An 11,865-nucleotide genomic window follows, 5' to 3' on the forward strand; every position below is an offset into this window, starting at 1 on the left:
GGCCGGTCTCCGGAAGGGTCCCGGGGTCTGACACGATGGTCGTATGCGCGCGCGATACGGAGTACCCCTGGGGATCATGGCGGCAGGCGCCGCCGGACTGGCGTACGCGGCGGGCTTCGAGGCCCGCTCCTTCCGCCTCCGACGAGTGACGGTCCCGGTCCTCCCGCCGGGCATGCGCCCGCTGCGCGTGCTCCAGGTCTCCGACATCCACATGGTCGGCGGCCAGCGCAAGAAGCAGCGCTGGCTGCAGTCGCTGGCGGGCCTGCGCCCCGACTTCGTGATCAACACCGGTGACAACCTGTCCGACCCGGAAGGTGTCCCGGAGGTACTGGACGCGCTCGGCCCGCTGATGGAGTTCCCGGGGGCGTACGTCTTCGGCTCCAACGACTACTACGGCCCCAGGCCCCGCAACCCCGCCCGCTACTTGCTGGAGAAGGTCAACGGCCGCCACGGCCTGAACGGCAACCCGCCGGTGGTCGGCGCCATCCACAACCCCTGGGAGGACCTCAGGGACGGCTTCGACTCGGCCGGCTGGCTGAACCTGACGAACACGCGGGGTGTCCTGAAGGTCGAGGGCGTCTCCGTCGAGCTCACGGGCCTGGACGACCCCCACATCAAGCGCGACCGCTACGCCCGGGTCGCCGGGGGCCCGTCCGGCACGTACGACTTCTCGATGGGCGTGGTCCACGCCCCGTACCTGCGCGTCCTCGACGACTTCACGGCCGACGACTACCCCCTGATCCTGGCCGGCCACACCCACGGCGGCCAGGTCTGCATCCCCTTCTACGGCGCCCTGGTCACCAACTGCGACCTCGACACGGACCGCGTTAAGGGCCTCTCCACGCACACCGCGGAGGGCCGCACCTCCTACCTCCACGTCTCAGCGGGCTGCGGCGCCAACCGCTACACCCCGTTCCGCTTCGCGTGCCCACCGGAGGCGACGCTGCTGACGCTGGTGGGGCGGTAGTAGGGGCCGCTCCGCCATGGGCGGTGGGGGGATTAACCCACCCGGACTGCCCCACATGGCCCCATTCGTCCCCCTTGCTTAGCGTGAGGGCATGACCGCACCGATACCCAGGGACATCCCGGACCTGCCCGCGGTCCCGGGCCCGCCCCCCGTGCTGATGCCCTCCCATGTCCCGGCCACGGCGGTGGTGGCCCCGATCCGCCGCCCCCTGGTGGCGGTGTTCCGCCTCCTGACCGCGGCGGCGGCAGCGGCCGGCGTCGCCCTGGAGCTCCTCCTGGGCACCCTGCAGGGCACTCCCGCCCGCACCCTGAGCTACTTCGGCGTCCAGGCCACGATCCTCCTGGCCGCCGTCATGCTCCTCTCCGCATCCCGGGCCTGGCGGGCACGCCGTCCCCTGCCCCCCTCTGTGACAGGAGCCACACTCCTCTACGTCGTGATCTCGGCGCTGGTCTACCACCTGCTCCTGGCCCACACGACGCCCCCGTTCTCCATGACGAACGTGACCGCACCCCCCGAGCGCTGGCACGCCCAGTGGGCAGCCCTCCAGGTCCTCCACCTGGTGGTCCCCACGGCGGCCCTCCTGGACTGGCTCCTCCTCACCCCCGCGGCCCGCCTCCGCCTGCGCATGGCCGCGCCCTGGCTCCTCTACCCCCTGGCCTACCTGGTCTTCTACCTCATCCGAGCGGGCTTCCTCCCTGCCTCCGCCCCAGGCCGCTACCTCTATCCCTTCCTCGACGCAGCCGCCCACGGCTACCGCAGCACCCTCGCGAACGCCCTCCTCGTGGGCCTCGCGATCTACGCCCTGGCACTCGTCCTGACAGCCCTGGACCACACCCGTCCGACCCCGACCCGCCGCCGCGTCTAAACCGGATTTCGTCTCCAGCCACCAGTGGGCTAAAGTAAACGTCGTCGCCGCGACAAGCAGCGACATCGGGGTGTAGCGCAGCTTGGCAGCGCGCTTCGTTCGGGACGAAGAGGTCGTGGGTTCAAATCCCGCCACCCCGACAGTGCAGTACAAGGTCAGAGGCCGGTAGCAATTTGCTACCGGCCTCTGACTCGTTGTGCGTGTCTGTCTGCGTGACTACCGCTCCGGATCGCCCTTGAAGATCCCGCGTCACCGAACCCGCACCCGACAGCGCTGTCACCCGAATGGCGCAACATGACGTGCCACCCACATGGGTGAAGATCAAGCTGGCTAGTGCCCCAACCGAGGCAATCCGTGAAAGGCGAACCACATGCGCATTCGACGAATCCTCGCCGCGGTCATCGCCACGGCAGCCCTCGCCGGACTCGGCCTCACAGGCGCCGCCGCCGCCACCGCCGCCACCGCACAGGGTGCCCCATCCTACGTCACCCCTTCTCAGTGCCAGCAGGGCGGCGGAACGGCCGATCTGACGGACAACACCTGCAAGGGCGGTATGTACGACGGGGAGAAGGTCGACTAAACCCCACAAGGCGCCCCGCAGCCACGCGCCGCGGGGCGCTCCCGCGCGAGGGTAGCCGGGAGAGTCGCAGCGGGCGGGCGACCGGTGGCGCGTTGGAACTTCGAATGCCAGGTCTCAGGCGCACCGACGGCGGCCGCGGCGGTCAGCGGGTGCGGAGAGTGCTGGTGTACACGTCCGTACGGTTCTGTGGTGCGCCGGAGTGGGTCTCGGTGAGCACCGCCCGTACTCCCTTGCCGTCCGACACCAGGCCTTGGTAGTCGCCGAGGAAGTAGCCCCCGGCGAACGGCGCCTGCAGCCAGTCGAAGATCCGCGAGATCCGTCGTTCGGTCCGGAGCTTCGGGTTTCCGTGCTGCAGCGTGGCCAGTTGGTAGGCGGTGGGCAGGGTGGTGGTGTTGCCGGGCTTGAGGAAGCGCAGGTCGTAGTACGTGAGCGCGACCGTGCCCCGCTCGGCGACCGCGATCGACGGTGAGAAGGCCGGGACGCCCTTGGGGCTGATCAGCTCCGGGGTCCCCCACGTGCGTCCGCCGTCGGTGGACCGCACGAGCTGGACGGAGTCGAACTTCCCACCGGAGAAGTCCGAGCCCTCGTAGGCCATGTACAGCGTTCCTGTCTCGGGGTCGACGGCCGGGCTCGGCAGGGTGGTCCCGTCGCGCAGCAGTTTGGTGGGGTCGTTCGGGTCGACCTCCGGTACGGAGGTGTCCCGGGCCACGGTGACCGGGGCGCTCCAGGTCTCTCCGGCGTCGGTCGAGGTGACCACCTCGTAGCGGGCTTCGACGACGGTGCTCAGGTCGTCGGCGTAGGTGATCCGGTCGAAGAAGTCGTACAGGGTGCCGGTGCGCCGGTCGGCGACGATCAGATGGCCGATGGTCTGGGTGTTGGGCACGCTGCTGGTGTCGACGAACGGCCGGGCCTTGCTCCAGGTGCGGCCGCCGTCGCGGGTGAGGGAGATGTAGCCGGGACCGTCGAGGGAGCTGGGGCCGGGCGGGTCGTTGTCGAGGCGGTTCCAGACCTGGTAGGCGGTGCCCTTGCGGATCGGGTCGGCGGTGAGTGAGGGCTTGTCGTTGAAGAACGGCTGCTCGTCGACGTGCGTGGTGGTGAGGTTCTGCCAAGTGCGGCCGCCGTCGCGGGACGTGACGGCCAGGAGGGCGCTGCGCGTGCTCTTCGTGAAGTCGACGCCCTCCCCGCCGGCGTAGACCGTGCCGTCCGGTCCGGTGCTCACCCAGGGGTCGGTGGCCCGTTCGAAATCCGCTCCGCCGGGGGCGCACAGGCTGAACGGCAGCGTGCTCCGGTGGAAGGTGCGGCCGTCCCTGGTCCAGCCGGCCGCCAGGCCACGGGCGCCGCCGTCGTTCCAGCGGTCCTGCTGGAACACGGTGACCACGCGCTTGGGGTCACGCGGATCGACGGACAGGTACGGCTCGACCTCGGTGCCCGGGTAGACGACGCTGTCGGGGGACCTCGCTCCGATGGTGCACTTCGCGTACGGGTCGCCCTGGGACACCTTGACCAGTGGTGTGCCGTCGGGGTTCCGGTCCGCCGCGGCGGGAGTCGTGCCGGTGACCGTGACGAGCAGGAGAGCGACGGTGGTGACGGCGGTCAGGGGCAGGAAGACGCGCATGCGGGATCTCCTCCGGGCCTGGCGGCCGGGGTACGGGACCGCCGTCATCCAGGCGGCCGAGCGCGCGGAGGTGTGCCGGAACGCGAGGGTGGGACGACTCCGCTTGATCCTTTTCGGCGTTGCGGCCGGTGCCCTTGATGGGCCGAACGACGGAGTCGTCCCCGGGGTCGTCGAGGAGCACGGCGGAGCCGACCGGCGGTGTACCGTGCCGGTCGGCTCCTTGGTCGACTGCTCGTTCTTATGCGCCTGTTCAAGACCTGCCGAGTGTCAACAACGCTCGTGATCAATACAGCTGGGAAATCCGAATCAATACAGCTGGGAAATGCGAACGTGTTCAGGACGGCGCGGACCGTCTCGAAGTGGTGACGGGCTCGGCTTCGAGACGGTCGGCGTCCACCATCGTGAGTGCCGCGGTGTCGAGACGGGCGCGGGCGATCCACGCGACGGTGGACCGGGTGCCGTCACTTCATACCCACCGCGCCGGGCGCACCGGCCGGACTGGTTGCCCAGCCGTGCGCCGACCGGTCACGTGATCGCCGGCGTGGTCCCGTCAGGCAGCGCGCAGGCGTAGCCGGCGTAGGGGCGTGAAATGATCTGTCCGCCGGCGGCCGTGCAGTCGTCTCGGGAGATGTTCGGAGACGAGGCGGCCCCGGCGCTGACAGCGCCGACGGCGCTCACGCCGGCAAAGGTTGCCGCGGCCAGGGCGAGGCCCAGGATTCTGCGCATGCGCATGACTTCCTCCTCCTCTCAGGCGCCTTCGTTCGGCCTTCGGGAAGGACAAGTCTCAGGACGACGGCGCCCTCTTGCTCAGCATGGGCGCTCCGCATGAGGCCCGCGAGGCGGCGGGCGGCTGCCGCGCGCGGTTCTCTAACGCGGTTCGTGGGCCGCCGCCCGGCAGGCACCGGTCGCGGCGCCGCTCGCCACTCCGGCCCCGGTCAGCCCGGTCACACAACCCTGCAGGTCTCCGACCACGCCACGGCCGCAGGCCGCTGTGACGGAGTCGGAAGCGGTGGCACCGGCCAGTTCGGCCATCTTTGTGCAGGCGGGGATGTCCGCCCGGGCCGCGGGAGCGGCGAGGACCGCACCACCGAGGGTGAGGGTCAGGCCGGTGAGGGCACCGGCGATACGGGTCGACGTGCGCATGGGATGCACCTGCCTTCCGGGTCGGTCGCGCGGTCCTGGTCCCGGCGGGCCGGATCCACGCGGTAGGGCCGCCTGGCGTCGCTCGGTGAGTGGTGCCCCGGCCGGCGGGCTCACGGACCGGCCGCACGATTCTGCGGCGCATCCATGGAGCCGCACCGGGACATGCTCGCCAGGCCGAAGGAGAGGGCCCCGGACCGGATGAGACGCACCCGGACCTCCACTCGCGGGCCTGCCCCTCACTCCAGCGTGGCATCCTCTCCCCCGCCCGTCCTGGGCATCCGGGGGGCGGCCGCGCTGAGTGACTGCGATTGCGCGAAGCGCGGTGGCCGGCCCGTCCTGTCCCCTGCACGCCACCACTGCGGTGACGCTTCTGGACCGCGCGGGCGGGCGGCCGATCAGGTTGTAGCCGGAGGCCATCGACAGGTGGTAGGCCCCGGCCACGGGGACGGCGAGCAGGTCGCCGGGGCGTACGTCGCCCGGGAGGTCCACGTCGGCGGCCAGGACGTCGCCCGCCTGTGCCGGCCCACCACGGTCATCGGGGCCGGGTCCGCTGTGCTGTGCCGGCCGGCGAGTCGGGGCGCGTAGCGGACGCCGTACAGGGCCGGACGCGGATTGTCGCTCATGCCGCCGTCCACGGCCACGAACGCCTTTCCGCCGGTGTGCTTCACGGACAGGACGCGGTACAGCGCGATGCCCGCGGGCCCACGACGGCCCTGCCCGGTTCGATGAGCAGGCGGGGGACGGGGAGTGAGGCCGTCGCACAGGCGTCGGCGAGCTCCGCGCGGACCTTGCGGGCCAGCGCGGTCAGGTCGAGGGCCGGTTCTCCGGGGCGGTAGGCGATGCCGTGGTCGCCGCCGAGGAGTTCGGGCAGGACCAGGCCGTGCTGCTCGTACAGGCGGGTCATCAGGCCGACCATGCGGCGTACGGCGACCAGGTACGGCTTGGCGCTGGCGATCTGGGAGCCCACGTGGCAGTGCCGGTAGGCGAGTTCCTTGCGCGGCACCTGTTCCAGGCCGTGCAGCATCACCTCGGTGCGCGGCCGGTGGTGGTGCTCCACGAAGGCGACCACACAGTCGGTGCCCCGCTCGATGCGGCGGTGCGCCTCGGAGAGCATCGCGTAGGTCTTGCCGACGCCGGGTGCCGCGCCGAGGTAGATCCGGAGCTTGCCGCGTGCCATGTCATCCCTCGAAGCGGTAGCCCATGCCGGGCTCGGTGATCAGATAGCGGGGGTGGGACGGGTCCCTCTCCAGCTTCCGGCGCAGTTGTGCCATGTAGACCCGCAGGTAGTTGGTCTTCTTGCTCTGGGAGACGCCCCAGACCTCCTGGAGGAGGTGCCTCTGGGTGATCAGGCGGCCGGGGTTGGTCACCAGGATCTCCAGCAGGTGCCACTCGGTGGGGGTCAGCCGGACGTCCCGGCCGCCGCGCACGGCCTTCTTGGCGAGCAGGTCGATGCTGAAGTCGGCCGTCTCGACCAGCGTGGTCTCGGGGACGAGCGGGGCGTCCTCGGTGCGGCGGACGGCGGCCCGCAGCCGGGCCAGCAGTTCGTCCATGCTGAAGGGCTTGGTGATGTAGTCGTCGGCGCCCGCGTCGAGCGCGGCCACCTTCTCGTCGGACGACTGGCGGGCGGAGAGGACGATGATCGGCACGCGGGTCCAGCCGCGCAGCGTCTTGATGACCTCGACGCCGTCCATGTCGGGCAGGCCGAGGTCCAGGAGCACCAGGTCGGGCCGGCGCGCGGCGGCGAGCCGCAGGGCGGTGGCCCCGTCGGGGGCGGCGTCGACGCCGTGGTGACGTGCCTGCAAGTTGATGACGAGGGCCCGTACGAGCTGCGGGTCGTCCTCCACCACGAGCACCCGGGTCATGGGTGTGTGCCTCTCCTGTCATGCCTGCGGGAGCCGGCGGAACCGGGATGCCTCCCGGGCCGCCGACTCCCGTCGTGATCCGTGTAAGGCCGTCACTTCTTGGCCACGAGGTCCTTGAGCGCGATGTTGAGCTGCAGGACGTTCACGCGGGGCTCGCCGATGAAGCCGAGCGAGCGGCCGGTCGTGTGGTCCTTGACGAGCTTCTCCACCTGGGCGACCGGCAGGCCGTTCTTCGCGGCGACCCGGTGGACCTGGAGCTCCGCGTAGGCCGGGGAGATGTCCGGGTCCAGGCCGGAGCCGGAGGAGGTGACGGCGTCGGCGGGGACGTCGGACGGCCTGACCGTGTAGCCGGGCACCGAGTTGTTCTTCACCACGGCGGCCTTCGCGTCCTCGACCTGCTTGCTCAGCACCTTGCTGTCCGCGGCGAGGTTGGTCGCGCCCGAAAGGATCAGCTTGTACTGGGTGTTGACCGAGTTCTGTCCGAGACCGTTCGCGGGGCGGGGCTGGAAGTACGCGAGGCTGTAGCCCTGTTGTCCGATCAGGGACGAGCCGACGACCTTGCCGTCCGCCTTGATCTCGGAGCCGTTCGCCTTGTCGTGGAACAGGGCCTGGGCGATGCCGGTGACGACCAGCGGGTAGACGACGCCCGTCACCAGGGTGAGCACGAGCAGGGCCCGCAGACCCGCCCCGAGCAACCGGGCGGTGTTCGTTACGGAGTTGTTCATGGCGATCAGCCGATCCCGGGGATGAAGGAGATGATCACGTCGATGATCTTGATGCCGATGAAGGGCGCGATCAGTCCGCCGATGCCGTAGATCCCGAGGTTGCGGCGGAGCATCCGGTCGGCGCTGACCGGCTTGTACTGCACGCCCTTCAGGGACAGCGGCACCAGCGCGATGATGATCAGCGCGTTGAAGATGACGGCCGACAGGATCGCGGAGTCCGGCGAGGACAGCTGCATGATGTTCAGCTTGTCCAGGCCCGGGTAGACCGCCGCGAACAGCGCCGGGATGATCGCGAAGTACTTCGCGACGTCGTTGGCGATGGAGAATGTGGTCAGCGCACCGCGCGTGATCAGCAGCTGCTTGCCGATCTCGACGATCTCGATGAGCTTGGTCGGGTTGGAGTCGAGGTCGACCATGTTGCCGGCCTCCTTGGCGGCCGACGTGCCAGTGTTCATGGCCACGCCGACGTCCGCCTGGGCCAGCGCGGGGGCGTCGTTCGTACCGTCACCGGTCATCGCGACGAGCTTGCCGCCGGCCTGCTCCCGCTTGATGAGGGCCATCTTGTCCTCGGGGGTGGCCTCCGCGAGGAAGTCGTCGACGCCCGCCTCCTCGGCGATCGCCTTCGCGGTCAGCGGGTTGTCACCCGTGATCATGACCGTCTTGATGCCCATGCGGCGCAGCTCCTCGAACCGCTCCCGCATACCGTCCTTGACGACGTCCTTCAGATGGATGACGCCCAGGACGCGGGCGCCCTGCTCGTCCTCGATCGCGACCAGCAGCGGGGTGCCGCCGGCCTCGGAAATACGGTTCGCGACGGTGTCCGCGTCCTTGGCGACCGTGCCGCCCCGCTCCTCGACCCAGGCGATGACCGAGGCCGTGGCGCCCTTGCGGATCCTGCGGCCGTCCACGTCCACACCCGACATACGGGTCTGGGCGGTGAACTCGATCCACTCGGCGTGCGCCAGCTCGCCCTGGTGGCGTTCGCGCAGCCCGTACTTCTCCTTCGCCAGGACGACGATGGAGCGGCCCTCGGGGGTCTCGTCGGCCAGCGACGACAGCTGGGCGGCGTCGGCGAGCTCGGCCTCCGTCGTCCCGCGCACCGGCACGAACTCGGCGGCCTGGCGGTTGCCGAGCGTGATGGTGCCGGTCTTGTCGAGCAGCAGCGTGGAGACGTCACCGGCGGCCTCGACCGCCCGGCCCGACATCGCCAGCACGTTGCGCTGCACCAGCCGGTCCATGCCGGCGATGCCGATCGCGGAGAGCAGGGCGCCGATGGTGGTCGGGATGAGGCAGACCAGCAGGGCGACCAGCACGACCATCGTCAGGTGCGTGCCCGCGTAGTCCGCGAACGGCGGCAGGGTCGCCACCGCCAGCAGGAAGACGATCGTCAGCGACGCCAGCAGGATGTTCAGGGCGATCTCGTTCGGCGTCTTCTGCCGCGCGGCGCCCTCGACCAGGTTGATCATCCGGTCGATGAAGGTCTCGCCCGGCTTCGTCGTGATCTTGATGACGATCCGGTCGGAGAGCACCTTCGTACCGCCGGTGACCGCGGACCGGTCGCCGCCTGACTCGCGGATGACCGGGGCGGACTCGCCGGTGATCGCGGACTCGTCGACGGACGCGACACCCTCGATGACGTCACCGTCACCCGGGATGACGTCGCCCGCCTCGCAGACGACCAGGTCGCCGATCGTCAGAGCGGTGCCGGGGACCTGCTCCTCGGTGCCGTCCTTGAGCAGCCTGCGGGCCACCGTGTCGGTCTTGGCCTTGCGCAGGGTGTCCGCCTGGGCCTTGCCGCGGCCCTCGGCGACCGCCTCCGCGAGGTTGGCGAAGATCACGGTCAGCCACAGCCAGGCGCTGATGGTCCAGCCGAACCAGTCGCCCGGGTCCTTGAAGGAGAACACCGTGGTCAGCACGGAGCCGATCCACACCACGAACATCACGGGAGACTTGATCATCACCCGCGGGTCGAGCTTGCGGAACGCCTCCGGCAGGGACGTGACCAGCTGCTTGGGATCGAAGAGGCCCGCTCCGACACGGCCCTCGGGGGCCTTGTGACCCGTCGGCGCGTCCTGGTGGGGCGCAAGGGTGGGAGTGGACATGGGGTCCTGCTTCTGTGTCTCTGTCTTCTGCGTGTCGGTGGTCATCACGCCAACCCTTCGGCCAGCGGACCCAGCGCGAGGGCCGGGAAGTAGGTGAGGCCGGTGATGATGAGGATCGCGCCCACCAGCAGGCCGGTGAACAGCGGCTTCTCGGTGCGCAGGGTGCCCGCGGTCACCGGGACGGGCTTCTGCTCGGCGAGCGAGCCGGCCAGCGCCAGCACGAACACCATCGGCAGGAAGCGGCCGAGGAGCATCGCGAGCCCGGTCATGGTGTTGAACCAGTCCGTGTTCGCGTTCAGACCGGCGAAGGCCGAGCCGTTGTTGTTCGACGCCGACGTGAACGCGTACAGCACCTCGGAGAACCCGTGCGCACCCGAGTTGAGCATCGAGTTCGGCGGGGTCGGCAGCGCCATGGAGGCGGCCGTGAAGACCAGGACCAGGGCGGGGGTGACGAGGATGTAGCAGGCTGCGAGCTTCATCTCGCGGCCGCCGATCTTCTTGCCCAGGTACTCGGGCGTACGGCCGACCATCAGACCGGCGATGAACACCGCGATGACCGCCATGATCAGCATGCCGTAGAGGCCGGAGCCGGTACCGCCGGGCGCGATCTCGCCCAGCATCATGCCGAGCATGGTGATGCCGCCGCCGAGGCCGGTGAAGGAGGAGTGGAAGGAGTCCACCGCACCGGTCGAGGTGAGCGTGGTCGACACCGCGAAGATCGAGGAACCGCCGATGCCCAAGCGGACCTCCTTGCCCTCCATCGCCCCGCCGGCCGCCTGGAGCGCCGGGCCGTGGTGGGCGAACTCGGTCCACATCATCAGGGCGGTGAAGCCCAGCCAGATGGTGAACATCGTGGCGAGGATCGCGTAGCCCTGCTTCACGTTCCCGACCATCACGCCGAAGGTGCGGGTCAGCGAGAACGGGATCACCAGGATCAGGAAGATCTCGAAGAGGTTGGTGAAGGGCGTCGGGTTCTCGAAGGGGTGGGCGGAGTTGGCGTTGAAGTAGCCGCCGCCGTTGGTGCCCAGCTCCTTGATGGCCTCCTGGGAGGCGACCGCGCCGCCGTTCCACTGCTGGGTCCCGCCCATGCTGTGCCCATTAAAGAATTGACCGACCTCATGGATGCCGGAGAAGTTCTGGATCGCGCCGCAGGCGACCAGGATCACCGCGGCGATCGCGGCGATCGGCACCAGGACGCGCAGCGTGCCGCGCACCAGGTCGGACCAGAAGTTGCCCAGCTCACCGGTGCGAGAGCGCGCGAAGCCACGCACGAGGGCGACGGCGACAGCCATGCCGACGGCGGCGGAGACGAAGTTCTGCACGGCCAGACCGGCGGTCTGCACGACGTGACCCATGGTCTGCTCGCCGTAGTACGACTGCCAGTTCGTGTTGGTCACGAAGGAGACGGCCGTGTTGAACGACTGCGCCGGGTTGACCGCGTCGAAGCCCATCGACCCGGGCAGCACGCCCTGGAGCCGCTGGAGCAGGTAGAGGAAGAGGACGCTCACCGCCGAGAAGGCGAGGACACCGCGCAGGTACGCGGGCCAGGTCATCTCGGCGTCGGGGTTGGCACCGATGCCCTGGTAGATCCACTTCTCGACGCGCAGGTGCTTGTCGGAGGAGTAGACCCGGGCCATGTAGGTGCCGACCGGGATGTAGACGAGCGCCAGCGCGCCTATCAGGGCGAGCAGCTGGAGGACGCCTGCGAGTACGGGACCCATGTCGCTCTCAGAACCTCTCCGGGAAGATCAGGGCGAGGACGAGATAGCCCAGCAGGGCGACGGCCACGACCAGGCCGACGCCCATTTCAAAATTGAATGCAGCCTCGGCGGTCACAGCTTCGTCACCCCCTTGGTGACAAGAGCCACCAGCGCGAAACCCGCGAGCACGGTGACGACGAAGGCCAGATCGGCCATCGCGAACTCCTGGAGTGAGGTTCGGTTGAAACGGACGTGTACGAGGAAAGCGCCTGTCCGGCCGGATCCGGTCGCTCGTTGACGGCTCTC

General features: G+C 69.7%; 11 protein-coding genes, 1 tRNA gene and 1 pseudogene. 4 read left to right on the top strand and 9 right to left on the bottom strand.

Going from position 1 to position 11,865, the window contains the following annotated elements:
- The first annotated feature begins 43 nt into the window (after positions 1-43).
- From ABZ865_RS16180 to ABZ865_RS16195, 4 genes are all read left to right on the top strand, one after another.
- Positions 44-967: a metallophosphoesterase gene (locus ABZ865_RS16180; RefSeq protein WP_361230111.1), complete on the top strand. Its 924-nt coding sequence runs from the start codon at positions 44-46 to the stop codon at positions 965-967.
- 91 nt (positions 968-1,058) lie between these two features.
- Positions 1,059-1,832, top strand: a complete 774-nt coding sequence (locus ABZ865_RS16185) for a Pr6Pr family membrane protein (RefSeq protein WP_361230114.1) — start codon at positions 1,059-1,061, stop codon at positions 1,830-1,832.
- Between the two features lie 66 nt (positions 1,833-1,898).
- Positions 1,899-1,972 (top strand) — tRNA-Pro (locus ABZ865_RS16190).
- A 230-nt stretch (positions 1,973-2,202) separates the two neighbouring features.
- Positions 2,203-2,412: a hypothetical protein gene (locus tag ABZ865_RS16195; protein ID WP_361230117.1), complete on the top strand. Its 210-nt coding sequence runs from the start codon at positions 2,203-2,205 to the stop codon at positions 2,410-2,412.
- Positions 2,413-2,554: 142 nt separating this feature from the next.
- Here the strand turns inward: ABZ865_RS16195 and ABZ865_RS16200 are convergent, their stop codons facing one another.
- The 9 genes and pseudogenes from ABZ865_RS16200 to kdpF all read right to left on the bottom strand — a co-directional run bounded on the left by ABZ865_RS16200 (position 2,555) and on the right by kdpF (position 11,695).
- Entirely contained in the window at positions 2,555-4,027 is a 1,473-nt protein-coding gene (locus ABZ865_RS16200; RefSeq protein WP_361230120.1) for a sialidase family protein, read from the bottom strand.
- A 525-nt stretch (positions 4,028-4,552) separates the two neighbouring features.
- Entirely contained in the window at positions 4,553-4,759 is a 207-nt protein-coding gene (locus ABZ865_RS16205) for a hypothetical protein (RefSeq protein WP_361230122.1), read from the bottom strand.
- Between the two features lie 135 nt (positions 4,760-4,894).
- On the bottom strand, positions 4,895-5,170 hold the full coding sequence (locus tag ABZ865_RS16210; RefSeq protein WP_361231177.1) for a hypothetical protein: 276 nt from the start codon (positions 5,168-5,170) through the stop codon (positions 4,895-4,897).
- Positions 5,171-5,551: 381 nt separating this feature from the next.
- Positions 5,552-6,341: pseudogene (locus ABZ865_RS16215) on the bottom strand (diaminopimelate decarboxylase); the annotation flags it as partial.
- Positions 6,342-6,348: 7 nt separating this feature from the next.
- Positions 6,349-7,032 carry a response regulator gene (locus ABZ865_RS16220; RefSeq protein WP_361230125.1) on the bottom strand — a complete coding sequence of 228 codons (684 nt, stop codon included), beginning with the start codon at positions 7,030-7,032 and terminating at the stop codon, positions 6,349-6,351.
- Positions 7,033-7,124: 92 nt separating this feature from the next.
- Positions 7,125-7,757, bottom strand: coding sequence for a potassium-transporting ATPase subunit C (locus tag ABZ865_RS16225; protein WP_361230127.1), 633 nt, complete (start codon positions 7,755-7,757; stop codon positions 7,125-7,127).
- A gap of 5 nt (positions 7,758-7,762) precedes the next feature.
- Positions 7,763-9,904, bottom strand: a complete 2,142-nt coding sequence (kdpB, locus tag ABZ865_RS16230; RefSeq protein ID WP_361230130.1) for a potassium-transporting ATPase subunit KdpB — start codon at positions 9,902-9,904, stop codon at positions 7,763-7,765.
- Positions 9,904-11,580, bottom strand: coding sequence for a potassium-transporting ATPase subunit KdpA (kdpA, locus tag ABZ865_RS16235; protein WP_361230133.1), 1,677 nt, complete (start codon positions 11,578-11,580; stop codon positions 9,904-9,906). Before kdpA ends, kdpB begins: the two co-directional genes overlap by 1 nt.
- A 7-nt stretch (positions 11,581-11,587) precedes the next feature.
- Positions 11,588-11,695 carry a K(+)-transporting ATPase subunit F gene (gene kdpF / locus ABZ865_RS16240; protein WP_361230136.1) on the bottom strand — a complete coding sequence of 36 codons (108 nt, stop codon included), beginning with the start codon at positions 11,693-11,695 and terminating at the stop codon, positions 11,588-11,590.
- Positions 11,696-11,865: the final 170 nt, after the last annotated feature.

Source organism: Streptomyces sp. NPDC047085 (assembly GCF_040643735.1).
In the GTDB taxonomy this organism is placed as follows: Bacteria; Actinomycetota; Actinomycetes; order Streptomycetales; family Streptomycetaceae; genus Streptomyces.